The sequence below is a fragment of the Actinomyces sp. zg328 genome (assembly GCF_009829635.1).
Classification (GTDB): Bacteria; Actinomycetota; Actinomycetes; order Actinomycetales; family Actinomycetaceae; genus Actinomyces; species Actinomyces marmotae.
In genome coordinates this window covers 1-25720 of the sequence record NZ_VWPE01000005.1, presented here as the reverse complement: position 1 = coordinate 25720, position 25720 = coordinate 1, and the positions used below count along the sequence as shown (strand labels likewise).

At 71.6% G+C, this 25720-nt stretch carries 17 protein-coding genes; 5 read left to right on the top strand and 12 right to left on the bottom strand.

Annotated features, from left to right (window positions below; translation table 11 throughout):
• Window positions 1-108: 108 nt before the first annotated feature.
• The gene (locus GVV75_RS04170) at window positions 109-2472 is read right to left on the bottom strand and encodes an ATP-dependent DNA helicase RecG (protein ID WP_236266054.1); all 2364 of its coding nucleotides are present in this window, start codon (window positions 2470-2472) and stop codon (window positions 109-111) included.
• A gap of 18 nt (window positions 2473-2490) precedes the next feature.
• Window positions 2491-4302: a DAK2 domain-containing protein gene (locus GVV75_RS04165; RefSeq protein ID WP_159813613.1), complete on the bottom strand. Its 1812-nt coding sequence runs from the start codon at window positions 4300-4302 to the stop codon at window positions 2491-2493.
• 223 nt (window positions 4303-4525) lie between these two features.
• Here GVV75_RS04165 and rpmB point away from each other — a divergent pair, with 223 nt between their 5' ends.
• A complete protein-coding gene (gene rpmB, locus GVV75_RS04160) occupies window positions 4526-4717 on the top strand; it encodes a 50S ribosomal protein L28 (protein ID WP_017178316.1) in 192 nt (63 codons plus the stop codon).
• A 92-nt stretch (window positions 4718-4809) separates the two neighbouring features.
• Here rpmB and thiL read toward each other — a convergent pair whose 3' ends face one another.
• From thiL to GVV75_RS04145, 3 genes are read right to left on the bottom strand one after another with little or no spacing between them, the layout of a single operon-like run.
• The gene (gene thiL / locus GVV75_RS04155; protein ID WP_159813611.1) at window positions 4810-5979 is read right to left on the bottom strand and encodes a thiamine-phosphate kinase; all 1170 of its coding nucleotides are present in this window, start codon (window positions 5977-5979) and stop codon (window positions 4810-4812) included.
• Window positions 5966-7180, bottom strand: coding sequence for a D-alanine--D-alanine ligase family protein (locus GVV75_RS04150; protein WP_159626220.1), 1215 nt, complete (start codon window positions 7178-7180; stop codon window positions 5966-5968). Before GVV75_RS04150 ends, thiL begins: the two co-directional genes overlap by 14 nt.
• Before the next feature lie 37 nt (window positions 7181-7217).
• Window positions 7218-9419 carry an Ig-like domain-containing protein gene (locus GVV75_RS04145; protein WP_159813609.1) on the bottom strand — a complete coding sequence of 734 codons (2202 nt, stop codon included), beginning with the start codon at window positions 9417-9419 and terminating at the stop codon, window positions 7218-7220.
• Window positions 9420-9897: 478 nt separating this feature from the next.
• Here GVV75_RS04145 and GVV75_RS04140 point away from each other — a divergent pair, with 478 nt between their 5' ends.
• Window positions 9898-10584 carry an AMIN-like domain-containing (lipo)protein gene (locus GVV75_RS04140; protein WP_159813607.1) on the top strand — a complete coding sequence of 229 codons (687 nt, stop codon included), beginning with the start codon at window positions 9898-9900 and terminating at the stop codon, window positions 10582-10584.
• 44 nt (window positions 10585-10628) lie between these two features.
• Here the strand turns inward: GVV75_RS04140 and GVV75_RS04135 are convergent, their stop codons facing one another.
• From GVV75_RS04135 to leuC, 5 genes are all read right to left on the bottom strand, one after another.
• On the bottom strand, window positions 10629-11663 hold the full coding sequence (locus tag GVV75_RS04135) for an NAD(P)H-dependent glycerol-3-phosphate dehydrogenase (RefSeq protein ID WP_159813605.1): 1035 nt from the start codon (window positions 11661-11663) through the stop codon (window positions 10629-10631).
• Window positions 11660-12487 carry a lysophospholipid acyltransferase family protein gene (locus GVV75_RS04130; RefSeq protein ID WP_159813603.1) on the bottom strand — a complete coding sequence of 276 codons (828 nt, stop codon included), beginning with the start codon at window positions 12485-12487 and terminating at the stop codon, window positions 11660-11662. The genes GVV75_RS04135 and GVV75_RS04130 overlap by 4 nt, the downstream gene beginning before the upstream one ends.
• 89 nt (window positions 12488-12576) lie before the next feature.
• The gene (gene murA / locus GVV75_RS04125; protein ID WP_159523461.1) at window positions 12577-13899 is read right to left on the bottom strand and encodes a UDP-N-acetylglucosamine 1-carboxyvinyltransferase; all 1323 of its coding nucleotides are present in this window, start codon (window positions 13897-13899) and stop codon (window positions 12577-12579) included.
• 101 nt (window positions 13900-14000) lie between these two features.
• Window positions 14001-14654 (bottom strand): 3-isopropylmalate dehydratase small subunit, encoded by a 654-nt coding sequence (gene leuD, locus GVV75_RS04120; RefSeq protein WP_159523463.1) that lies wholly within the window; start codon window positions 14652-14654, stop codon window positions 14001-14003.
• A 35-nt stretch (window positions 14655-14689) separates the two neighbouring features.
• Window positions 14690-16132: a 3-isopropylmalate dehydratase large subunit gene (leuC, locus tag GVV75_RS04115; protein ID WP_159523465.1), complete on the bottom strand. Its 1443-nt coding sequence runs from the start codon at window positions 16130-16132 to the stop codon at window positions 14690-14692.
• 129 nt (window positions 16133-16261) lie between these two features.
• Here leuC and GVV75_RS04110 point away from each other — a divergent pair, with 129 nt between their 5' ends.
• The 3 genes from GVV75_RS04110 to GVV75_RS04100 all read left to right on the top strand — a co-directional run bounded on the left by GVV75_RS04110 (window position 16262) and on the right by GVV75_RS04100 (window position 24693).
• Window positions 16262-17002, top strand: coding sequence for an IclR family transcriptional regulator (locus GVV75_RS04110; RefSeq protein ID WP_159523466.1), 741 nt, complete (start codon window positions 16262-16264; stop codon window positions 17000-17002).
• Window positions 17003-17266: 264 nt separating this feature from the next.
• A complete protein-coding gene (locus GVV75_RS04105; RefSeq protein ID WP_159813601.1) occupies window positions 17267-23089 on the top strand; it encodes a DUF4011 domain-containing protein in 5823 nt (1940 codons plus the stop codon).
• 464 nt (window positions 23090-23553) lie between these two features.
• Complete coding sequence (locus tag GVV75_RS04100; RefSeq protein WP_159813599.1) at window positions 23554-24693, top strand: glycosyltransferase family 4 protein; 1140 nt, start codon at window positions 23554-23556, stop codon at window positions 24691-24693.
• A gap of 25 nt (window positions 24694-24718) precedes the next feature.
• On the opposite strand, the gene nrdR is transcribed toward GVV75_RS04100, so the two are convergent.
• Both nrdR and GVV75_RS04090 read right to left on the bottom strand, forming a co-directional pair.
• On the bottom strand, window positions 24719-25168 hold the full coding sequence (gene nrdR / locus GVV75_RS04095; protein ID WP_159523484.1) for a transcriptional regulator NrdR: 450 nt from the start codon (window positions 25166-25168) through the stop codon (window positions 24719-24721).
• 106 nt (window positions 25169-25274) lie between these two features.
• Window positions 25275-25532 (bottom strand): LysM peptidoglycan-binding domain-containing protein, encoded by a 258-nt coding sequence (locus GVV75_RS04090; RefSeq protein WP_159523468.1) that lies wholly within the window; start codon window positions 25530-25532, stop codon window positions 25275-25277.
• Window positions 25533-25720 lie beyond the last annotated feature (188 nt).

Sequence of the window (25720 nt, the reverse complement as noted above, 5' to 3'; positions counted from 1 at the left end):
TCGCCCGTGCTGGCGGGCCGCGTCGCCGCCCCGGGCGTCCTGCTGCCATCGGCGGCAGTCCCCGGGCTCCTCGGCGGCGGAGGGCCCCTCCCCCATGAGCGGCGGCACTCAGGAGCGCTCAAGGTAGGCGCGGGCCTCGTCGTCGAGGCGGTCGGCGATGGCGGCCGCGAGCGCGCGGTGTTCGGCCAGCGCCGGGTCGGCGGCGATGATGGCCTCGGCCTGGGCGCGGGCGCGCTCGATGAGGGCGGCGTCGCGGCGCGCCCGCAGCAGGTCGAGGTCACTGCGGCGCCCGGATTGGGCGGAGCCCAGGACATTGCCCTCGCTGCGCAGATCGAGGTCGGCCTCGGCCAGCGCGAAACCGTCGAGGGTGGAGGCGAAGGCGCGCAGCCGGTGGTAGGCGGGCGAGCCGACCTCGGCCCCGGTGACGGCCATGCACACCGAGGGCCTGCCGCCCCGGCCCACGCGCCCGCGCAGCTGGTGGAGCTGGGACAGGCCGAAGCGGTCGGCGTCGAGGATGACCATCATGGTGGCCTCGGGGACGTCGACCCCGACCTCGATGACCGTGGTGGCCACGAGCACGGGGGCGGTTCCCGAGGCGAAGGCCCGCATGGCGGCGTCTTTCTCCGCCGAGGTCATGCGACCGGTCAGGGCGCCGACCCCGGCCCCGCCCAGGGCGGGCTCGCGGGCGAGGCGCTCAGCCCAGTCCTCAACGGCGGCGAGCGCCCGGTCGGGGGCGCCATCCCCCGCTCCCCCGGCGGGGCCATCGAGCGGGTCCCCGGCGGGGAGCTCCGGGGTCTCCTCCCCCGTCGTGGCACCGTCGCCGGCCTCGATGCGGGGGCAGACCACGTAGACCCGCCCGCCGCCGGCAATCTCGGTGGCGGCGCGGCGCCACAGCCCCTCCACCCAGCTCTGGCGCTCCCAGGGCACGAGGAAGGTCTCCACGGGGCTGCGCCCGGCGGGCAACTCGTCCAGAACGCTCGTGGCGAGGTCCCCGAAGACGGTCATGGCGATGGTGCGCGGGATGGGGGTCGCGGTCATGACGAGCAGGTGGGGGGTGCGGACCTGGCCGGTGGCGGGGTCGGTGATGCCGGGGCGCTCGCGCAAGGCGTCGCGCTGGGCCACGCCGAAGCGGTGCTGCTCATCGACGACGACGAGCCCGAGGAAGGGCATCCGAACGGTCTGGGAGAGCAGGGCGTGGGTGCCCACGACGATGCCGGGCTCCCCTGCGGCCAGCGCGGCGAGGATGCGGCGCCGCTCGGGGACGGGGGTGGAACCGGTGAGCAGGTGGAGCGCCGTGGTGGGGGCGGGCGCCTGGCCGGGCGCGGTGAGCAGGGAGGACTCAAGGGTGCCCGCGCTGGCCAGGGAGCCGAGCAGCGCGGCGAGGGAGTCGCGGTGCTGGGCGGCCAGGACCTCGGTGGGGGCGAGGAGGGCGGCCTGCCCCCCGCCACCGACCACCTGGGCCATGGCGCGCAGGGCGACGAGGGTCTTGCCGGAGCCGACGTCGCCCTGGAGGAGGCGCTGCATGGGGGTGGCGGAGTCCAGGGCGGCGGCGAGTTCGTCACCGACGCGCCTCTGGCCTTCGGTGAGCGAGAAGGACAGGGAGGCATCGAGGGCGGCCCGCAGGCTCCCGCTGGCCTCCGGCTCGGGCCAGGCGACGGCGGTGCGGGTGGCGGCGTGCTCGGCCCGCCGCTGCGCCAGCGCGGTCTGGGTGACGAGGGCCTCCTCATGGCGCAGGCGAGCCCGGGCGGCCTTCCACTGGGAGGGGTCCTGCGGCATGTGGACCCACCGGTAGGCGGTCAGGGCGTCGATGAGGCCCTCGGAGTCGCGCAGGTCAGCGGGGATGGGGTCGGGGACGTCCTCGGGGCCGAGCTGGTCGAGGATGGCGCGCACGGCCTTGGCGACCCGCCAGGAGGGCAGGGCGTCGGTGGCCGGGTAGATGGGGACGGGGCGGGCCAGGAGGGCTTCTCGCTCGGCGTCGTCGAGATCGGTGAGGACCTGGAAGCGGGGGCTGGCGAGCTGGCGACGGCCCTGCCGCATGCCGACCTTGCCGCTGAGCAGGACGGTGGAGCCGGGGGCGAGCTGGGCGGCGTGGGCGCTCATGAGCCCGGCGGCGCCGAAGAGGACGACGTCCATGAGGCCGGAGCCGTCGGTGACGGTGGCCTCGAGGATGGCTGGCGGCCGACCGGAGCGCGTGCGGCGGGCCGCCGAGCGGACGACCTCGGCCTGGAGGGTGGCCTGCTCTCCCTCGGCGAGGGTAGCGAGGTCGGTGAGCTCGCCCCAGGTGTCGTAGCGGCGCGGCAGGAGGCGCAGGAGCCCGGCCACGGTGGTGGCGCCCTGCTTGGCGAGCTGGTCGGCGGTGCGCTTGCCCAGGACCTTGTCAAGCGGGCGGAGCAGGAAGGGGACGGAGCCGGGCGGACGGTGCGTGGCGCCGGGGGCGCCGGCGGCTGGGCCGTGGGGCGGGCTCGGGCTCATGGGCGCTTCCTCACCGCGTCATTCGAAGGCGAGAAGCACGTCGGGGGTGGGCTGGTCGCCGGCGAGGACGATGACCTCGACGGCGTCCGCGCTGTCCGCGGCGCCGCCGCCGTCCTCCCCGCCGTAGGGGTCGGCGGCGGCCCCGGTGGGGCGCTGGGCCGCCTCGCGGGCCATGAAGCCGACGTCGGGGAGGGCGGAGCGGCCCAGGATGACGGTGAGGATCTCGTCGTCTGCGCGCAGGGAGGCGGTGACGGCGCGGGCGACGGCGTCGGGCTCGGCGGCGGCCCCGTTCAGCGCGGTGGTGCGCACGTGGGCGGCGGCGCGCCAGGCGCGGCGGGCCAGATCGCCGATCTGGGCGCCCTGGCGCTCGGCCTGGCCGGCCAGGGCGACGGTGGCGGCGAGGACCTGGGCCTCGTCGTCGGTATCGCCGATGGTCAGGTGGGTGCCCTCCGCCCCGCCGGGGGACGCGCTGGCGGCGCGGGCCGCCAGGGCCCGAGCGGCCTCGTGAGCGGCGGTGGTGGCGGCGTCGTCGCAGGGCAGGACGATGACCTCGTCGGCGCCGAGGTCCCCGGCGGCGCGGGTGATGCCCTCGCGCCTGGGATCGAGGACGACAGCGGCACCGGCGCGGGCGAGTTGCTCGATGAGGCCGGGGGCGCGGGTGCAGGCGATGACGCCGATGCGCGAGGCGGGGCGTGGGTGGGAGGGGCGCGGGACCGGCCCATCGGCGCCCCGGCGGGCGCGGCGCGCGGCGAGCCGCTCGAAGGAGACGACACGGCTGTCGCCTCCGCCGGCCTCCAGCCAGGGGGCGGGGGGCTCGTCGGCCTCGGCGATGAGCGGGGTGGGCGCGAGATGGTGGACGCAGATCTGGCGGGCGCGGCCGGCCCGGGGCAGGGCGGCTCGGGGGGTGTCGGTGTGGACGTGGACTTGGAAGAGGCCCACGCCGAGGGCGTCGGGGGTGCCGACGACGCCCACGGAGTCGCCGATGCCCTCCAGGGTGGCGCGCAGGCGGGAGGCCTGGGCGCTGGTGGCCTCCAGGAGGTACATGACCTCGAACTCTCCGGTGGACACGTGCTCGGGCGCGCCCTGGTGGGGGGCGCCGGCGGCGAGATCGGTGAGCATCTGGAGGGACACGTCGGTGGCGGGACTGGGGACGGGGCCCGGCGCGGGGCCGGCGGCAGTGTCGAGGGTGTCGGCGAGGCTGGTGAGCAGCAGCATGAGGGCGGCGCCGCCGGCGTCAACGGGGCCGTGCCCGAGTCCGCCGGTCTCGACGACGCTCTCCTGGGCGCCGAGGGCGGCGGCGGTGGCGATGAGGACCGGGGTGGCGGGCTGCTCAGGGCCGGCGGCGGCGAGGGCGTCGCGGGCGGCCGAGGCGGCGTCGGAGGCCACGGTGAGCAGGGTGCCGGTGACGGGCCGGGAGACGGCCGCCCAGGTGCTGGAGGCCATCTGCTCCAGGGCGTGGACGAGCTCGACGGGGCGCAGCCCGGCGGGATCGGGGGCGCTCGCGAAGGCCTCGGCCAGGGCGGCCAGGGCCTGGGAGACGAGGAGTCCGGAGTTGCCGCGCGCGCCGCGGATGGCGCCGTCGGCAATGGCCCGGCTGGTCTGGGCGGCATCGGCGCCAGGGGGCAGGAGCCCGACGGCGTCGAGGGCGGAGCGCAGGGTAAGCAGGACGTTGGTTCCGGTGTCGGCGTCTGGGATGGGGAAGACGTTGAGGGAGTCCACCAGGTTCCGGGAGCGCTCCGCGACGGAGGCGGCCAGGGCGAGCCAGCGGCGCAGGGCCGGGGCGTCCAGGCGGGGGGCGGGGCCGGGGTCGTTGATGGCGCGTGGTCCCATGGCGGCGTCCTCCCCAGTTGCTCATGCGCGCGCCCGATCGGCGGCGTGCCTGGGGACCAGGGTACCGTCGTCGTGTGCCTGAGCCCACGCCGGCGCTGGTTGGGGCCCGGCGCGCGGTTCCGCTATTGTGTCCTGGTTGCCCGAGGCGCGGCCTCGGGCGGTAAGACCTGGCGCGGGGCCGAGGAGGCCCCAGCGTTGAAGCTAGGAAGATCAGGAGAGATCCGTGGCTGCTGTGTGCGACGTCTGCGGCAAGGGCCCCATCTTCGGCAAGAGCGTCTCGCACTCCCACGTGCGGACCAACCGCCGGTGGAACCCGAACATCCAGCGCGTGCGCGCGCTCGTGAAGGGCGCCCCCAAGCGCCTCAACGTGTGCACGTCCTGCCTCAAGGCCGGCAAGGTCACGCGCAACGTCTGAGCGCGCGCCCACCCGCCGAGGCCCAACGTCGAGGCCGTCGCCCCCTGGGGCGGCGGCCTTCGTCATGCGCGGGCGAAGGCCGCTGAGGGGCCTCACCCGCCGAAGTGATCCCAGCCGAGGCCGGCCCCGGGGGCGCGCCCTCCCACGCGCGCGCCCGGCGACTCGCCGTCGCCCGCCTCGCGCACGCGCCCGATGACCCGCGCCCCGTCCGGGAGCCTGTCGGCGCCGGCGGGCGCGCCCAGGGCCTCCGCGGGCACCGTGGCCAGCATCCCGTGGTCCTCTCCCCCGGTGAGAGCCCACGCGCGGGCCATCGCCCAGGCGGCGGCCTCGTCATCGGCGAGCAGGCGGGCCACCGGCATGAGCGAGGCCACCGCGTCCGCGAGGGCGCCCTCTCCTGTCGCGGGCTCGTCGAAATCGAGGATGACTCCGCTCGCGCGGGCGATCCTGTCGCCATCGCGCAGCAGGGAGTCCGAGACGTCCATCATCGCGCTCGCGCCGGAGCGCGCCAGGGCGGGGCCGGCCTCCAGGGGCGGCCGGGGCGCGCGGAAGGCCTCCAGGCAGGCGAGTGCCTCAGCGCGGGTGCCCGCGTCGACGGCGCGAGGAAGGCCCGCGAGCGCCGGCCCCCGCCCCGCGAGGCCCGGGGCCTCCCCGATCCCGATCCCAGCGCTGAGCAGGGCCAGTCCCGCGGCGCTTCGCCCGGGGGCGCCCACGTGGACGATCGCGTCCCCAGGCCGCGCCCCGGAGCGAGTCACGGGGGCGCGGCCCTGGAGATCACCCAGGACGGTCACGGAGATGACGATGGCGCGGCCGCCCACGAGGTCGCCGCCGACCACGCCGGCGCCGCACTCGGCGCAGGCCTCGCCCAGGCCGGCGACCATACCCTCCACCCAGGCGACCGGCGTGGTCCCCGGCATGGCCAGCCCCACGGTCAGCGCGGTGGGCCGGGCCCCCATGGCGGCGGCATCAGCGAGGTTTTGGGCGGCGGCACGGCGGCCCACCTGCTCCGGCGTGGACCAATCGAGTCGGAAGTGCCGTCCCTCGACGAGCATGTCGGTGCTCACGGCGTAGCGGCCGTCCGGCGCGGCGAGGACGGCGCAGTCATCGCCCGTGCCGACGACCTCGCCCGCCGCGTGGGGCAGCAGGGGGGCGAAGCGGGCGAGCAGGCCCTCTTCGCCGAGGTCCGCGACGGTCAGGCGCGCCTCGTCCCCGCCCCGCCCCTGGGCGCGCGGGCCCTGCGCGCCCGCTCCCTCAGCGGTTGACATCCACGGGGCGGGCCAGGGCCAGCTCGATGAGCTCGGTGACGAGCTCGGGGTAGGTCATGCCGCTCTTGCGCCACATGTAGGGGTACATGGAGAAGGGCGTGAACCCGGGCATCGTGTTGACCTCGTTGACGATCGCCCGCCCGTCGGGGGTCAGGAAGAAGTCCACGCGCGTCAGGCCCTCGGCGCCGATGGCCTCGAAGGCGCGGGCGGCGGTGCCCATGAGGAGCTCGCGCTCCTGGGCGGTGATGGGCGCCGGGCAGACCATGGCGACGGCGTCGTGCGCCAGGTACTTCGTCTCGTAGTCGTAGAACTCGCCGGCGCCGCGGGCGGCGTCCATGGCGATCTCGCCGGGCTCGGCCACGCGCGGGGCGTCGTCGCCGTGGCCCCCCAGGACGGCGACCTCGATCTCGCGGCCCTCGATCCCGGACTCCACGAGCACCTTGGGGTCCACCTCGCGGGCGGCCTCGATGGCGGCGCGCAGGCGCTCGGGGGACTCCACGCGGGTGATTCCCAGGGACGAGCCCGCTCGGGCGGGCTTGACGAAGAGCGGGTAGGAGAGCTCCTGACAGGCGGCGAGGATCGCCTCGGGATCGCGCTTCCAGGCGCGCGGGCCGACGACGACGTGCGGCGCGGTGGCGATCCCGGCATCAGCGAGGAGGACCTTGGTGACCTGCTTGTCCATGCCCGCCGCGGAGGCCAGGACTCCGCAGCCCACGTAGGGCAGGCCCAGCATCTCCAGCATTCCCTGGATGGTGCCGTCCTCGCCGTAGGGGCCGTGCAGGAGGGGCAGGACGACGTCGATCTCCTCCAGGACGCTGGGGCCGGTCTTGGTTAGGGCCACCGGCGCTCCCCCTCCCATGCGCATGGCGAGTTCGCCGCGGCCCATGCCCTCGGCGGTGACGCGCACGGGCGGGGCGTCGTCCCGGAGTTCCAGGGCGGCGGGGTCGTCATCGACGAGGACCCACCGCCCCTCCATGGTGATGCCGATGGGCACGACCTCGTAGCGATCCCGGTCGATGGCGGACAGGACCCCGGCGGCGGTGGCGCAGGAGATCGTGTGCTCACCGCTGCGCCCCCCGAAGACGACTGCGACGCGAGGGCGCCTGCCGGACGCGGGACGAGCGCGGGCGGCAGGCGCCCCGGGGGCGTCGACGGCGGGTTCTGCGGCGGAGGGAGCGGCGGGTTCCAGGGTCTCAGACATGGGCCCAGGCTACCCGCCGCTCACTGCCGTCACAGGCTCAGAGGGACGCGGGCCGTCGCTTGGATCGGACCCTGCGGGCTGCCTCCCAGGCGACTCCCAGGAGGAAGACGACGCCTCCACTGATGAGGAAGACATCCGATCCCATCCCACCGGTGAGCGGGAGCATCGGCACCGGCGATTTGGAGTTCTCGAAAGGCTTAGTGAACTTGTGATGAGGAGCGCCCTCGTGGGTGATGAAGTTCTGCGCGCGCTTGTTAAGCACATAGCCCGCGGGAGCCTTGGACTCCTTGAGCTTCCGCCAGGTGTTCGCCAGGGGGAGGTTCTGGACATCGAAAGCGCCCGGCTTCGGATCGCGGTCGTAGAGAGCCGTCGCGCCGTTGCCGCCCTGAGGAGCGCATGAGTCCGCGTTATCAGCGACGCAGTCGGTGATGACCGTGCCGGCGGGGATGCCCTCGCCGCTCATCTCCCATTCGGATCCGGCCAGGGGCTGGCGGGTGTCGGCGTCGATCTTGGTCCACGTGACCCGTCCTCGGCGGTCCTCACCAACGGTGCAGGCATCGTTGTTGGCATCGCCATCGGAGTCCTGGTCCATGGTGACCTTGTTGTAGAGGCCCTTCGTGGAGTCGGCGGCGGCCCCGCCCGTCTGGCACTGGCCGAGAAGCTCGAAGCTTCCCGAGTCCATGGCCGTGGGATCAAGGCTGTACGTGATGACCACCTCGTGGGTCTTGGAGGCCTTGACGTCGAGCTCATCGCCTCGGGTCACGTAGTACCCAGCCTGATTTTTCTCCACCTTGACGCCGTCGACCTCGACCTTGTCGATTGAGAATCCTTGGGGCGTGGAGGGGATGTCCACGACCTCCGGGGATGTCCCCCGACCCGTACCCGTGTTCGTCACCGTCACACTGTAGGTGCGGCGCAGGGTGCTCGCGGTGGAGCCGACGACGAAACTGCCGTCGGAGGTCTCCTTCTTCACGGAGAAAGCGGGGAGCTCAGCGGGGAAGGTGTTGGTCGCCTTGATCTTGACATCGGCCTCAGAATCCAGCCTGAACGTCAGAATGGTCTCACCATTCTGGCCCGGGGTGAGCGTGGCCCCTGACTCGGGATTCTGGATCTCATAGGCCACCGTGACGCCTCTGGGGACATCCTTCTCCCTGATCGTGCACCTGGCTGAGGACTTGGTTGTGGCGCTGGTGGTCTTCTCGCCGGCGGACACGGTACCCAGCGGGGCGAACTGATCCGCCAGGCACTTGTACTCGAAGGAGTACTTGGTCCCGCCGGGGGCGGGCCCGCTCACTTCCTTCTGGATGGAGAACTTGACCTGCTTGCCGGAGCCCGCTCCGCCAGCGTCAGGAACCTCCGCCTCACCGGGCACATCATAGTCGGGGCCTTTAACGACATCGGGGCCGTTCTTAACCTTCGCGGTGTTATGGAGCTTCGCGTAGTCCTTGTAATTGGGGTCGAGAGTTCCATAGATCTTCATGAAGTACGACTCGTAGCGATCAATGTAGTTGCCATCCGCGTTCTTGTTGATCGTCACCCTGATGCCGCGCTCACCGAATTTCTCACAGTTATACCTGCTCTTGTCGAGGTAGTTCTTTCCGTACACCACCTCGGTGTACGGGCGCGGCGTGATGTTGTCAATAGTCAATTTATCGCAGCTGAGAACATAGCCCTCACCACCCGGATCCTCGATCACCGGCTGGGCATCAGAGTAGTTCTGCTTCGTGGCGCTGCCAATACCGAGACTCCAGACGACTTGATTCCTCCCTGAGTCGACCTGGCCGTACTTGGAACTGACGGCGAATGTGCCGGCCGGAGGCTCGGGCAGGAGCTCGGACTTCAGCGTCGCCTCACCCCTGCACCCCTTGAAGAGGAGGTCGTGCTTGCCGACAGCCGCCCCCTGCGTCCACACGATGTTGATGAACGCGGACCCCGACACCGAGCCGTGGGTGCTCACGTAACTACCGAGGGTGAGCGTAACCGTGGCGCCCTTGCCAGGCCCCCAGGTGACAGTGCCGACTTTCTCACCCGAGCCGTCATAGACGTCGAAAGGCTTCAGAAGGGGGTAGACCTCGACGAGCTCTGGGAGCTTCATCGTGATGGTGTCGCCTGGATTGGCGTCGGCGTCAACCGTCCATTTCCACTGGAGGCGGGCCAGCTGGCCGCCCCTGCTCTGGTAAGTTTGCTCACCATTGACGTCGACGATGTTGGGCCCCGGCTGCCAGGCGAACTCAGACAAGCTGCCAGCACAGGAGTTGACGGCCGACGCGCGGGGCAGCGCGCCGGGGAGCACCGGGAGCACGAACAACAATGACGCCATAGCGACGACGACCAGGATAATCGACGCCCTCGACGTCATTCGACCTCGGCGATGACGCGAGATCCGGTCATGGGATAGGGATGGCAAGAGCATTCCTCCACATCTTTCAACCCTAAATACGACAGAGGAGGCATGCGGGCACCCCAGGGGAATGGGCGCCCTAAACACCGACCATCAATCTACCCCCGGCCGAAGATTAACTCAGCGGAGTTATCACAACGAGACCGAAAATAGATGGCATTGTTGCTCACCCCTCCCTCTCATCCCACTGAGCGGACGATCATTCATCTCCTTTCAGGCCGCGAGGCGCTTACCGGCTCGGCCCGCGAGCGGCCCGGGACGTGCCATGGGACACAAGGCGCTATTGTCGTCCCACCACTGCCCACGAGGAGGAACCATGACCACCGCGCCCAGCCGCCGCATCTTCACCGCCTCCGGCCTCGTATCCCTGTCCTCCCTGGCGCTGGCCTCCTGCGGCTCCGCCGCCGACCCCGCTCCCCCCACCCCCAGCGCCCCGGACGCGGCCCCGGCCACCAGCGCCGCCGCGGATGGCGCCGCCGCCACCGGGCCGACCTCCACCGGCGAGCCCCTGCCCACCGCCACGACGATCGCCACCGCCTCGGAGTCATCCGCCACGGGCGCCGACGCGCTCTGGGTGGAGACGGGCTCCGCGCAGGCGGCCAGCGACGCGGCGAGCCTCCTGGTGACCGGCGTGCGCACGGGGACGCATGAGGACTACGACCGCGTCGTCGTCGACCTGAGCGGCGAGGGGACGCCCGGCTGGCGGGCGGACTGGGTCGCCGACGCGGGCACGCAGGGCAAGGGCGACCCGATCCAGCCCTCCGGCGACCACATCCTGCGGATCTTCGGAACGGGCGCGCGCATGCCCTCCACCGCTGAGGAGATCGCGTCGGTGCAGAAGACCCTCAGCGCGGAGGTGGGCATGCCGGCGATCGCCTCGGTCTACTACGACCCGACCGTCGAGGCCCAGTACCAACTGGTCCTGGGCACCACATCGCGGTCCTACCGGATCTTCGCGCTTAACTCTCCCACGCGCCTGGTCGTGGACGTCAAGCATCCCTGAGCGGTGCGTCCCGCCCTCCCGCTCCCGGGCGGGAGGGCGCCCCTTTAGTCGATCCGCTCGCCGTGGACGCCCTCGGTCTTGCGGGGGCGCGCCAGGAGCGCGTCATTGACCTCCTCGACGCTCGCCGCCCCCTCCACGACGGCCACCACTCCCGCGGTGATCGGCATCTCAACGCCGTGCCGGGCGGCGAGATCGAGGACGGCGCGCGCGGACTTGGCGCCCTCGGCCACGCCCCGCGAGGCCGAGGCGGCCTCGTTAACGCTCATGCCCTCGCCGAGGTGACGGCCGAAGGACTGGTTGCGGCTCAGTGGCGAGGAGCAGGTGGCCACGAGGTCGCCCATCCCGGCCAGGCCCGCGAAGGTCTCGGGGCTCGCGCCCAGGGCCAGACCCAGGCGGGTGATCTCCACCAAGCCCCGGGTGATGATCGTGGCCTTGGAGTTGTCGCCGTAGCCCCGGCCGGCGGCCATGCCGACGGCCAGCGCGATGACGTTCTTGACCGCCCCGCATAACTCAACGCCGAGCACGTCGGTGTTCGTGTAGGGGCGGAAGGCGGCGGTGGCGCAGGCGGCGGCCACGCGCGCGGCCAGGCCCTCGTCCGCCGCGGCGATGACGGTGGCGGTGGGCTGCCGCGCGGCGATCTCGTCGGCGAGGTTGGGGCCGGAGACCACGGCGAGGCGCTCAGGCCCCGCCTGGAGGGCCTGGCCCAGGACCTCGCTCATGCGCATCCCGGTGCCCAACTCGATGCCCTTCATGAGGGAGACGACGGCGACGCCCTCCTCAAGGCGCCCGGCGAGGGGGGCGACGATCCCCCGGGCAGCCTGGGAGGGCACGGCGACGACCAGCATCTGCGCGCCCCTGACGGCCTGGGCCATGTCCGTCGTCGCCCGCACGCCGGCGGGCAGGCGCAGGCCGGGCAGGTAGCGCTCGTTGGCGCCGGCGTTGATCTCCTCGGCGATCTCAGCCCGGCGCGCCCAGATGGTGGCGCTGCCGCCGGCCTCGGCGATGAGGGAGGCGAAGGCGGTGCCCCAGGCCCCTGAGCCGATGATGGCGGCGCGGGCCGGCACCCCCTGGCCGGTCACAGCCCGGCCTCCTCCGACTCGACGCGGCCGCCCGGGGCATCACCGGCCCCGGGCTCGGGCCGGGCGGCCACCCCGGGGGCCGGCTCCGGGTCCGGGTCGGGCCGGCGCTCGCCATAGGCCCCGGGGCCGTGGTCGATGTCGTAGCGCGGGTCGAAGGGGCGGGGCGCCTTCTCGCCCCGGATGACCTCGAGTTCGGCGGTGATGGCGCGCATGATCTCAGCGGTGCAGGCGCGCACGGCGTCGTGGTCGTCGGTGTCGCTGCCGAAGCGGGTGAGGTCCAGCGGCTCGCCCACGCGCACCGTGACGGGCTTGGGCGGGAAGGGGTGGAAGGCGTCGGTGCAGGTGTCCATGATGTCCTGCCCGCCCCACTGCGCCATGGGGATGACGGGCACGCCGGTGCTCATGGCCAGGCGGGCCGCGCCGGTCTTGCCAACCATCGGCCATTTCAAGGGGTCGCGGGACAGGGTGCCCTCGGGGAAGATCATGATGACGCCGCCGTCGGCGAGGACCCTCTCGGCCTCGCGCAGGGCGTCGGAGGCGCTCGCCGTGCCGCGCTGAACGGGGATCTGGCCGCCGGCGCGCAGCACCTGCCCGACCACGGGGATCTTGAACAGGCTGGCCTTGGCCAGGGAGTAGGCGGGGATATCGGCGTCCACGAGCGTGCGCATGGCGGTGAGGGCGTCGATATTGGACAGGTGGTTGGCCACGGCGATGAAGCCGCCGTCGGCGGGGAAGCGCTCGACACCGGTCACGCGCTGGCGCGAGACGATCTTGAGGAAGGGGATGATCGCTCCGCGCGAGGCGAAGCGGTAGAACAGGCTCATAGGACGCTTCTGAGGCACGGCACGACTCTAGCCGGATCGGGCCCGGCCGCGCCGCCTCACCGGGCGCGGCGCCCTCGTGTCGCGCGGCGTCAGGCCAGGCGGGTCACCTTGGCGTCCAGTGAGCCCAGTTTGCTCATGAAGTGCTCGTAGCCGCGGTCGATGAGGTTGATGCCCTCCACGCGGCTCGTCCCCTGGGCGGCCAGGGCGGCGATGAGGTGGGAGAAGCCGCCACGCAGATCGGGCACGACGATATCCGCGCCGCGCAGGGGCGTGGGCCCGGAGATGACGGCGGAGTGGTAGAAGTTGCGCTGCCCGAAGCGGCAGGCGGTCCCGCCCAGGCACTCGCGGTAGACCTGGATGGCCGCGCCCATCTTGCACAGGGCCTTGGTGAAGCCGAAGCGGTTCTCGTAGACGGTCTCGTGGACGATCGAGACGCCGTCGGCCTGGGTGAGGGCCACGACGAGCGGCTGTTGCCAGTCGGTCATGAAGCCGGGGTGGACGTTGGTCTCCACGACGATGGAGCGCAGGTCCCCGCCGGGGTGGTAGAAGCGGATGCCGTCGTCGCGCACGTCGAAGGCGCCGCCGACCTTCCGGAAGATGTTGAGGAAGGTCGTCATATGGCTCTGGTGGGCGCCGTGGACGAAGACGTCGCCGCCGGTGGCCAGGGCGGCGGAGGCCCAGGAGGCCGTCTCGATGCGGTCGGGCAGGGCGGTGTGCCGGTAGCCGGCGAGCTCCTCGACGCCCTCGATGTGGATGATGCGGTCGGTGTCCACGGAGATGATGGCGCCCATCTTCTGCAGCACGTCCACCAGGTCCATGATCTCGGGCTCGACGGCGGCGCCGCGCAACTCGGTGCGCCCATCGGCGCGCACGGCGGTGAGCAGGGTCTGCTCGGTGGCACCGACGCTGGGATAGGGCAGCTCGATGACGGTGCCGCGCAGGCCATCGGGCGCGGTCAGGCGGATGCCGGCCTCGAGCTTGTCGACGACGGCGCCGAAGCTGCGCAGGATGTCAAGGTGGAAGTCGATCGGGCGGTCCCCGATGCGGCAGCCGCCGAGGTCGGGGATGAAGGCCTCGCCGAGGCGGTGCAGGAGGGGCCCGCAGAACAGGATCGGGATGCGCGAGGAGCCGGCGTGGGCGTCGATGTCCGCCACATGGGCCGCCTCCACGCGGGAGGGGTCGAGGCGGAGGATGCCGGCGGTCTGGTCGTAGTCCACCTGGACGCCGTGGAGGGTCAGCAGTCCGGAGACCACCTCGACATCCCGGATGAGGGGGACGTTGCCGAGCACCGACGGCGTCGTGCCGAGCAGCGCCGCAACCATCGCCTTGGGGACGAGGTTCTTCGCGCCGCGCACGGTGATCTCACCGCTGAGCGGGCGGCCGCCCTCAACCTGAAGAAGACCGTCGACCATGCCTACCTCCTTAACGCCGCGCGGCTGGGTCCGCGCTCCGCCCGGCGCAGGGACGGCGGGCCAACCAAGCATAGGCGAGGCCAGGCGCCCGGCCGACCCCCTCAGGGTGTGGGCATCTCCGCACCGCGGGCGGGAACGACCTCGGCGGGGGGCAGGTGGCGGGCGGGCAGGGTGGCGGGCTTGAAGGAGGGGCGCGCGGCCTCGTAGGCGCTGATGGCCTCCTCCTCGGTGAGGGTGAGCGAGATGTCGTCGAGGCCCTCCATGAGGCACCAGCGCACGTAGTCGTCGATGGCGAAGGTGGTGCGCAGGCCCGCGCACGTCACGGAGCGCTCCTCAAGGTCCACGGTGATCTCGGTGCCGGGCTCGTTCTCGAGGATCTTCCACAGTTGCTCGCAGTCCTCGGGGCTGACGACCCCGGCCACGAGCCCTTGCTTACCGGCGTTGCCGCGGAAGATGTCGGCGAAGCGCGGGGCGAGGACGACCTTGAAGCCGTAGTCCTTCAGGGCCCACACGGCGTGCTCGCGGGAGGAGCCGGTGCCGAAGTCAGGGCCGGCAACGAGCACGGAGGCCCGCTTGTAGGCCTCCTGGTTGAGGATGAAGTCGGGCTCGCCGGCGCGCCAGGCGGCGAAGAGGGCGTCGTCGAAGCCGGTACGGGTGATGCGCTTGAGGTAGACCGCCGGGATGATCTGATCGGTGTCGACGGCGCTGCGGCGCAGCGGGGCGCCGATACCGGTGTGGCGGATGAACTTGTCCATGGTGATCCTGCTTCTCTGTCTCGTCCCGGTGTCCCTCAGGCGGCCCGGCCGGCAGTGGCGGCCCGCCCGGCCACCGGCTCCAGGTCCGCTGGGGTGGACAGCCTCCCGCGCACGGCCGTGGCGGCGGCGACGACGGGCGAGACCAGGTGGGTGCGCCCGCCCTTGCCCTGGCGGCCCTCGAAGTTGCGGTTCGACGTCGAGGCGCAGCGCTCCCCGGGGGTGAGCTGGTCGGGGTTCATGCCCAGGCACATGGAACACCCGGCGTTGCGCCACTCGGCGCCGAAGCCCTTGAAGACCTGGTCCAGGCCCTCGGCCTCGGCCTGGAGGCGGATGCGGGCGGAGGCGGGGACAACGAGCATGCGCAGGCCCGGGGCCTTGGTGCGGCCGCGCACGACCTCGGCCGCGGCGCGCAGATCCTCGATGCGCCCGTTGGTGCACGAGCCGAGGAAGACGGTGTCCACGGCGATGTCCCGCAGCGGAGTTCCGGGGGCGAGGCCCATGTACTCCAGGGCGCGCTCGGCGGCGCGGCGCTCGGTCTCGTCGGCGATGGTGGCGGGGTCGGGGACGGACGCGGAGATCGGCAGGCCCTGCCCGGGATTGGTGCCCCAGGTGACGAAGGGCTCGATGTCCGCGGCGGTGAGGACGACCTCGGTGTCGAAGACGGCGTCGTCGTCGGTGCGCAGGGTGCGCCAGTGCTCCAGCGCGGCGTCCCAGTCGGCGCCCCGCGGGGCGTGGGGGCGGTCCTTGAGATAGTCGAACGTGGTCTCGTCGGGGGCGATCATGCCAGCGCGGGCGCCGCCCTCGATACTCATGTTGCAGATCGTCATGCGGGCCTCCATGGAGAGGCCCTCGATGGCGCGGCCCCGGTACTCGATGACGTGGCCCTGGGCCCCGTTGGTGCCGATCTTCGCGATGATGGCCAGGATGATGTCCTTAGCCCCCGAGCCGGACGGCAACTCGCCGTCGATGGTCACGCTCATGGTCTTGAAGGGGGCCACCGGCAGGGTCTGGGTGGCGAGCACGTGCTCGACCTGGCTGGTGCCGATGCCGAAGGCCAGCGCCCCGAAGGCGCCGTGGGTGGAGGTGTGGGAGTCCCCGCAGACCACGGTCATGCCGGGCTGGGTCAGGCCCAGTTGGGGGCCGACGGCGTGGACGATGCCCTGGTCGGCGTCACCCAGGGAGTGGATGCGGACCCCAAACTCGGCGCAGTTGGCCCGAAGCGTCTCGATCTGGGCGCGGCTGGTGACGTCGGCGATCGGCAGGTCGATGTCGAGAGTGGGGGTGTTGTGGTCCTCGGTGGCGATCGTCAGGTCCGTGCGGCGCACCGAGCGCCCGGCCAGGCGCAGCCCCTCGAAGGCCTGCGGACTGGTCACCTCGTGGATGAGGTGGAGGTCGATGTAGAGCAGGTCCGGGGCCCCGTCCGCCCCCTTCTTGACCACATGGTCCCGCCATACCTTCTCGGCGAGAGTCATTCCCATCGCGTTACCCCTTCACTCAGCGTCGCTCGGCGCCGTTTCAGCGTCGCTCACTGTCTTTCGTGACACACCGTTGCCGTAGATCCTCGACATTACTTGAGATCTCAGCCCTCGGGATGGCAGTATCAGAGTATGGACGAAGCCTTGGAATCAGAGATCAGCAGCGGTGTGGGCGTCATCGACAAGGCGGCCCTCGTCATGAGCGCCCTGGAGGCGGGCCCGGCGACACTCGCCCAGCTCGTCTCCTCGACCCACTTGGCCAGGCCGACGGCCCACCGCATCGCCGTCGCCCTGGAGTACCACCGACTGGTCTCGCGCGACTCGCAGGGGCGCTTCATCCTCGGCCCGCGCCTGACCGAGCTCGCCTCGGCCGCCGGCGAGGATCACCTCCTGACGGCCGCCGGCCCGGTGCTGGCGGCTTTGCGGGACAAGACGCACGAGTCCGCCCAGCTCTACCGCCGCCAGGGGGACGTGCGCGTGTGCGTGGCCAACGCCGAGCGCCCCATCGGCCTGCGCGACTCGATCCCGGTGGGGGCGACGATGTCCATGCTGGGCGGCTCGGGGGCGCAGGTGCTGCTGGCCTGGGAGGAGCCGGACAGGCTGCACAGGGGCCTGGTGGGGGCGCGCTTCAACGCCACGATGCTCTCAGCGGTGCGCCGGCGCGGCTGGGCGCAGTCCGTGGGCGAGCGAGAGCCGGGCGTCGCCTCGGTCTCGGCCCCCGTGCGCGGGGCGAGCGGCAAGGTGATCGCGGCAGTGTCGATCTCCGGGCCGATCGAGCGGATGGGCCGCCAGCCGGGCCGCGTGCACGGCGCCGTGGTCATGGCCGCCGCCCGCCGTCTGTCCGAGATCCTGCGGACCGCTGACGAGGGCTGACCCCTCCCCTCCTCCCCCCTCCTCCTCCCCCCCCCTCGCCGAGACCGGTCGAAAACAGGAGCGAGACCGGTCGAAAATAAGAGCGAGACCGGTCGAAAACAAGAGCGAGACCGGTCGCGTGATGCCGTTCGGACCAGCCGGAGCGTCGCTGCGCGCCGAGGTGGCACCCCGGAAGCCATCCCACGTCCTCCGACGTCCGCTGTTCCGCAGGGGACTCGCGTGCGAAACTATGCACGCCCAATTCCCGAGCGCTAGGACCGTCCCTTGCCTGATGAACGACAGCCTCTCCCCCGCGTCCTTCAGGCGCTCTCGGAGAGCCTCGGCCCCTATGTCCGCCGACGCCTGGCTGAGGAATACCCGAACCAGGGCCGGTTGTCCACGACGCCGTGGGACGGGGCGCCGTGGGATGCCGACCTCGATGATCTCTCCACTCAGTTCTTCGCCCTGACAGGGCGCGACAGGGGCGGCAAGTCGATTCTCAATGTCGAGCCAGGCCTGCGCCGCAGGATCCACGCCATCTGGATGGCGCGCAACCGGCTCGCCCACGGCGCCAGCCTTGAGCGCTCCGAGATGCTGCTGGCGCTGAGCGAGATCGCTGAGGTCCTCCGGCTCATCGGGGATGTCGAGGCATCCGACCAGGTCTGGCAGGAACTCGCGGCTCACGCGGATACCGGAACCAGGATGGAGACGTTGGGGGCGGAGCCCGCCGCCGGGTCCGACTCCCTTGTCGAACCGTTGGACGCTCCCCGAGCAGGCTCTCTCGAGGAGCCGGACGCAGCGCACGAGGAGCCGATGCCTTCGGGCAAGCGCGCCGAGCACACCGCGTCTAGTGCGGTTCCATCCGCCGCCGAACCGCTGTCCCCTGCCCAGGACGAGGCGGCGCGCGTCGCGGTGCCCGAGCCACCGCCCCTGCCGCGGCCGACTGGGACCGGGCTCGACCTCCTCGCGGTCTCCGTCGACGCTCCCTCGGTCGTCTCCTATGCCCACGCCGTCGCCGGGTCGCGCCTCACCGCCACCATCCACCTGCGACCGGTCGATACCCGTGGCGCCGACCTCGATGAACAGGGGGCTCGGCAGTGGGTTCCCCTCGAGGATGTCCGCGTCACCATCAGCGTCGAGGTTGATGGCGAGAGCGTTGCCTCCGGTCATCCCGTCACCCTGACTCGGCTCAGCGCGCAGGGGGAGGAACTCACCGTCAGCATCCTCCCGGAACGAGCGGCCCTGCTCCAGGTCGACGCCCAGAGCCCCTCGCGTCTCCACCTGCTTCTCGAGTCGGCAGGCGCGCGACGCGACCTCCTCCTTGATGGTCCGGATGTCCTCACTCCGCGCCAGTGGGTGATGCGGGGCCGTCTCTCGGAGGCTGCCGCCACGTTGGCCGCTTTCGTCCAGCCCCAGCAGCCCAGGCTCGCGCCGCTCTGCTCCCAAGCCGCTCAGCTGCTCAGCGCTGCCACAGGCTCGCCGTCCCTCAACGGCTACGAGGGCGGCCCCGCGAGGGTGAGTTCCATCGTCGCGGCAGTCTGCCGTGCCATCCAGGATGCCGAGGTGGCCTATGCGGTTCCGCCGACGACCTGGGGAGAGTCGGGCCAGCGGGTGCGCACTGCGGAGGACGTGCTCGACTACCGTCTCGGCACCTGCCTCGACACCACGATCCTCCTGGCGAGCGCTCTGGAGTACCTCGAGATCGAGCCGCTGATCATCCTTCTTCCGGGACACGCTCTCCTTGGCTACTGGCGCACGCAGCACCATCTCTCCGAAGATCTCACGATGTCCGGGTGGGAACTGCTCAACCAGATCGACCTCGGAGAGATCCGCCTGGTCGAGACGACTCTCCTTACCGGCGAGGCCTCAGCCACCGCTGACCATCTCCATCAAGCGGCCCGTCGCCTCATCGGCGTCGACGCCGCCGAGATCGATGTCGTGATCCCCGTGCGGGCGGCCCGCGAGCGCGGGGTGCTCCCCATGCCGTTGAGGACCCGTAACGACGACGGTGAGATCGTTGAGAGCACCTATGTCGCCACGCCACGGCCGAACACCGTCCTACTGGCCGGCGAGCTCCTTCACACCACTCGGCCCCGTCCCACGCGGAGCAAGGCCCCGGATCGGGTCGAGGCATGGAAGGCGCGGCTCCTTGATCTCAGCCTGCGCAACCGCCTCATCAACTGCTCGGATAGTGCGATCCACAGCCACAAGATTGTCGAGCTCGCGGTTCCCGAAGCGGTGATCGGATCCTTCGAAGACCTCGTGAATACCGGGCGTGACATCACGCTGAGGCCTGCTGGCGAGCGGGCCGCCGAGGTGCGCCGCATCGGCGGTCTCTTCCGCGCGGAGCTCGATCCTCCACAGCTCGCCCCGCTGCTGGCGGACCACCGCGAGGTCGAGATCGACCTGGGTGAGGGCACCTATGACCCGATCCTGCGCCGTCTGCGCTCCACCGCCAGGACCCTCGCCGAGGAGACCGGCGCCAACAACCTCTACCTCGCCCTCGGCTCACTCGTCTGGACGACGGGCGGCAAGACTATCCGTTCCCCCCTTGTCTTCGTCCCCGTCGATCTCGAGCGCCGCTCAGCCCACAGCCCGTTCCGCCTGCGGATCGATCCCTCGGGCACAACCACCCCCAACTACTCCCTCGTCGAGCGCCTCCGGATCGATATCGGCCTCGACCTCACGGAGTTGAGTGAGCCAGAGGAAGATGCCACCGGCCTGGACATCCCGCGCCTCTTCGAGGTCGTGCGCCGAGTGCTCGCGGACAACCGCCTGCCCTTCCATGTCGAGGCGACGACGTACCTCGGCATCTTCCAGTTCGGCACCTTCCGCCTGTGGAAGGACCTCGAGGAGTCGTGGAAGGAGATCGCCCGCAATCCCCTCGTCCGCCACCTCATCGAGACGCCCGACCAGGAGTTCGCCGACCCACAGGCCCCTGCCCCGGTGGTCGACCTCGAGCAGCTCCTGCCCCGGCTCCCGGTGGCGGCCGACGCCTCGCAGGCCGAGGTCGTCGCCCAGGCGCTCAGCGGGCACACGATCGTCGTCGAGGGCCCTCCCGGCACCGGCAAGTCCCAGACGATCACCAACGTCATCGTCAGCGCCATCGCGGAAGGCCGCAAGGTCCTTTTCGTCGCCGAGAAGCAGGCGGCGCTTGAGGTCGTGGCCAGGCGCCTGCGCGACGCGGGCATCGGCGGGCTCCTCCTCGACCTCCACGACCGCAAGCAGTCCCCGGACGCCGTGCGCAGGAAGATCCTCGCCGCGATGGATCTCGAGGCCCACCCGGACCGCGTCACCATGCAGTCCCGCAGGGCTCTGGCCGGAGCCGACAACGCCAGACTCGCCGAGTACCGCGCCGCCCTCCACGGGCGCAGCCCGAGCGGTATGTCCTTCTACAGTGCCCGAGTTGCCGAGATCGCATACTCCCATCACAAGGTCGGGAGCCTCACGATCACGTCCGCGCAGCTCGCCGCGATGACGGACGACGACATCGCTGGTCTGCGCACGTCCATCCCATCCGTCGGCACGTGCCTGGACCGTTACCACGACGTGCTCGTCGGCTCCGAGCCCGTGATCTCCGATCCTCTCGACGACGCCTGCCTCTCAGAAGTCCTCGCCGCCACCGCGCGCTGGAAGAGCGTCATCTCGAACGTCGACCACGACCTCCTAGCCGACGTCGAGACGATGCCGGATCCTGAGCTGGAGACTGCCGCCCTCATCCTCGCCGATCCCGTCCTCGACGCTCGTGTTCTCAACCTCATCGCTCACCCGTTATGGGTGCGCGACGCCCAGTGGCTCCTCCACCAACTCGATGCCGAGGCCACTGACACGCACCCGGCCCTCACCTACTACCGGGAGAGCGTCCTCGACGAGCCTCTCAGGGAGGTCAGGGAGAGTCTCATCGACGCCAAGCACGCCTTCTTCGGCAAGTCCAAGAAGGCCGAGAAAGCACTCTCCCGGCTCGCTGGCCACCGCAGCGGCAAGCCAATGCCCGACGACGCGGCCGCGCTGCTCGGCATCGTCGAAGAACTCATCGCCCTCGCCTCCCAACGTGACGAACTGCGCCGGCAGCACTCCACTGTGCTCCCGTGGACCGCTGCGATGATCCGTAGTTGGACGCCCTTCGACAAGCCCATGGCCGCAGCCTCCGGGAACAGGCTGCGCCAACTGCTCGAACGGGCCCACCTGGCCGCCGCGGGGCAGCACAGCCGGGCGCGGATGATTGTCGCCGCGTGCGCGATCCGACCGGACCGCGCAGAAATCGCAGGATGGCTGCGCGCGTACGCTCAGGCCCGTGAGGGGCTGACGGCCCTGAGCCGGGTCGGCATCGGGCGAAGCGCTATCGAGACCCTCCTGCCGATGCCCGCCCCGCGCCAAGAACGGGTCCTGCGCGGCTGGAGCGAGTTCCTCAGCGCTGGGGCGCAGTTCCGCCGCCTCGGCCTCGCCTCCTGCCTCGACCAGCTCCGGCGAGGCGAGGTGCTCTCCTCGGACGCCTCCGCTGCCCTCGATATCGGCCTCATCCATGCCACGCTGGAATTGCAGCGGGAGCGGGGCCGCCTCGATGAGTTCGATGCCGAACGGCAGAACACCACTGTGGCCCAGTACGCAGAGGTGCTCGACGAGATCCGCGGCATGCTGCCCGAGGCGCTCGTCGAGGACGCTCTTGTCGCCCGGGGCCGCGCCCTGGCGAGTGAGAGCCTGCGACTGGCCAATCTGCGCGCCGCTCTCGAGCGCAAGCGCAAGAAGCGGAGGATTCGAGACCTCATCGGTGAGTTCGGTGACCTCATCACCTCCCTCACCCCATGCGTGCTCGTCTCCCCGGACTCGGTGGCGCGGTTCTTCCCCGCGGACCGCCAAGACTTCGATCTCGTCGTCTTCGACGAGGCCTCCCAGATTACGGTCGCCTCCGCCATCGGAGCCATGGGGCGCGGTCGTAGTGTCGTCATCTGCGGGGACTCCAAGCAGATGCCCCCGACGTCCTTCGCCGAGCTCTCACGAGATGACGACGGCGAGGACGACCTCGTCGACGAGGAGTCGATCCTCAGCGAGTGCGTGGCCGCGCACGTCCCGCGGTTCTGGCTGTCCTGGCACTACCGCAGCAGGGTCGAGTCCCTCATCGCCTTCTCCAACGCCGCGTACTACCAGGGCCGGCTGTCCTCCTTCCCGAGCCCCGTGTCGGCGGAGCGGGATGATGGTCCCCACGGCTTCGGCATCAGCCTGCGCCGCGTTGACGGACACTTCGTGCGCAGCGTCCCGCGCGGCCAGTCGCGCAGGACCTATCGCACGAACCAGGCGGAGGCCGAGGCCATCGTTGAGGAGATCCAGCGCCGATTCGACGCCGCTCCCAGCGATTCCGAGGGGCCATCAGTCGGTGTCGTCACGTTCAACATCCAGCAGCGTGATCTCATCGAGGCCCGCCTGCGCGAGCTCGACGACCCGAGGATCACCGCCTCGCTCGACGCGGCCGGGGGAATCTTCGTCAAGAACCTGGAGAACGTCCAAGGAGATGAGCGGGAGGCGATCCTCTTCTCCGTGGCCTTCTCGGCGAGGGAGGATGGGCAGGTCCCGCTCAACTTCGGGCCCCTCAATCGACAGGGCGGCGAGCGCCGTCTCAACGTCGCGATCACGAGGGCGCGGGCCCAAGTCATTCTCTTCTGCTCCTTCAACCCGGCCTCGCTCCGCGCGGAGCGCAGTGCCTCGACGGGGCTTCAGGACCTCAAGCGCTACCTGCTGCTCGCCGAGCACGGCACGGCGACCCTGCCTGCGCGAGCGGAGGGTCGCGCGCGCCCCGACGGGCACCGTGAGGAGATCGCGGCGGCCCTGCGCGCGGAGGGGCTGGCCGTGCGCACCAACATCGGCCTGTCCGACTTCCGCATCGACCTCGTCCTCGCCCCTGGTGAGCGCCCCGACGAGCCGCGGGTGGCTGTCCTGCTCGACGGCCCGGAGTGGGAGGGCCGACGCACCTCCTACGACCGCGACGTGCTGCCAACAAGGGTGCTCGCACGCATGATGCGCTGGCCGAGAGTCGAGCGGATCTGGATGCCGGAGTGGCTCCAGGCCCCAGAGGCAGTCATCTCCCGTCTTGTCGGAGCCGTCAAGCATCCGTAGGGCAGCTGCGAGCGCCACGACGGCGCCATGGCCCCGGACCTACCCGCGGCCCGCGCCGAGACCGGTCGAAAACAAGAGCGAGACCGGTCGCGTGATGCCGTTCGGACCAGCCGGAGCGTCGCTGCACGCCGAGGTAGCGCCCGACCGGGCCGCCGCAGGGGCCGCCACTGCTGCGCCTCCGATTCGCCTCATCCGCGTTCCACCCGCTCACCCAGCCGGTGGCGTGGGTCAGGGGGCGGGGGAACCACCTGCGAGACCGGCCCGTCACGCTACGGCGCCGCCGATGGCGCGGCGGTGGCCATCGTGAGCCCCGCCGTCCTCACTGGTGTCGTCCTGCGGTCGACCGTCGGCGAGGTCGGGGAACCGGTCTCGCCGCTGTTTTCGACCGGTCTCGCTCGTGATATCGACCGGTCTCGCTCCTGTTTTCGACCGGTCTCGATGGAGAGGTCTTCTAGACTCCCGGCATGCGCCGGACACTCCTCGTCACCAACGACTTCCCGCCCGTCGTGGGAGGGATCCAGTCCTATCTCGACGACTACACCCGCCGCCTACCGCCCTCAGATCTGACCGTCCTGGCCTCCACTCCCCCCGAGGGCCCCGAGGCCGCCGCGGCCTTCGACTCCGAGGCCCCCTTCGACGTCATCCGCATGCCCACCCACATGCTCCTGCCCACGCCGGGGGCGCGGAGCAGGATGCGGGGGATCATCGCCGAGCGCGGCATCGAGACCGTCTGGTTCGGCGCCGCCGCGCCGCTCGGGCTGCTTGGCCGCACCGCGAGGGGGGCCGGCGCGAGCCGCGTCATCGCCACAACTCACGGGCACGAGGTCGGCTGGTCCATGCTGCCCGGCTCCCGCCGGCTCCTGCGCCGCATCCTCCGCGAAGCCGACGTCGTCACCTACATCTCCGAGTACACGCTCGGCCGCCTGCGCCCCTTCATGCCATCGGGTACCCTCACCACTCATCTTCCCAGCGGCATCGACGTCGACCGCTTCCGCCCCGATCCTGCCGCCCGCGCCGCGCTCCGCGCCCGCTACCGGCTGGGGGGCGCCCCGACGGTGGTGTGCGTATCCCGGCTCGTGGCGCGCAAGGGCCAGGACTCCCTCATCGAGGCCTGGCCGCGCGTGGTGGAGCGCGTCCCGGGGGCCCGCCTGGTCATCGTGGGATGGGGCTCTTACGCGCGCCGCCTGGCGCTCCTCAAGCGGCGCTCCCCCGTGCGCGATTCCATCATCCTGACCGGCGAGGTCCCCTACGGCGAGCTGCCCGGGCATGTGGCCATGGGGGACGTGTTCGCCATGCCCTGCCGCACGCGCGGCGGGGGCCTCGACGTCGAGGGCCTGGGCATCGTGTTCCTCGAGGCCTCCGCGGCGGGACTGCCCGTCATCGCGGGGACCAGCGGTGGCGCGCCCGAGACCGTCGTGGAGGGCGTGACCGGGAACGTGGTTGACGGGCGCGACCAGGACGCGCTCGTGGAAGCGATCGTCCGCCAACTCTCCGACGCCGATGCGCGCGCCCGGATGGGCGCCGCCGGCAGGGAACTCATGATCGATCGCTGGACGTGGCCGTCCCTGGTGGAGCGGCTGGTCCGCGCGATCGACGAGCGCTAAGGAGGCGGCGGGCTCTCCCGGTGGCTCAGGCGTGCGCCGCGCGGAGGTCGGCGATGGCCCGCTCGAAGTCCTCCAGGCTGTTGAAGTTGGAGTAGACCGAGGCGAAGCGGAGATAGGCGACCTCATCGAGCTCGCGCAGCGGCCCGAGGATCGCCAGGCCGACCTCATGGGAGTCGACGATGGCATGGCCGGTGGCGCGGATGGCCTCCTCCACCTTGTGGGCCAGCAGCGCGAGGTCATCATTGGAGACCGGGCGGCCCTGGCAGGCCCGGCGCACGCCCACGATCACCTTGTCCCGGGAGAAGGGCTCGACGGCGCCGGAGCGCTTGCGGACGGACAGGCTGGCCGTCTCGATGGTCGTGTAGCGCCGACCGCAGGCCGGGCACTCTCGGCGACGACGGATGGCCAGGCCGTCATCGGAGGTCCGGGAGTCGACCACGCGGGAGCCGTCGTGGCGGCAGAAGGGACAGTGCACGCGGGCTCCTCGGGGTTGAAGCATGGCCTGTGACGTGGAGCCTAGGCGCCCACCGCCGTCGCCGCAAGGAGCCGCGCACCCAGCGACCGCCCCTCTGGGCGATTCGTCAGTGGGCGGGGACGACGAGGCTCTGCCCCGGGTGGATCGTTGAGGAGTCGAGGCCATTGAGGTCGACGATCTGAGCCATGGCCTCGGACACGTCCGCCGCGCCCGTGGCGGCGGCGACGTCCCACAGGGACTGGCCCGGCTGGACCGTGGTCGTGGAGGTCTTCGCGGGGGCCATGAGACCACTGCCGATGATTCCCGCGGCGGCGGCCAGAGCGAGTAGGACGACGACCATCATCGAGACGACGGCCCAGCGCATGGGCGCCGGCAGCGAGGCGAGGACGCCCCGAGAGGCCCCGCGCGCGGCGCACCCAGCATGCCCAGCGCGCGCGGCGCACCCAGCATGCCCAGCGCGCGCGGCGCCCCCACCCCGCTTGGAGGCTCCTGCCCGCCCCATCCCCTGCGCGGGCCCAGCCTGGGCCGGGCCCGCCGCGGGGGCGCGCCTCT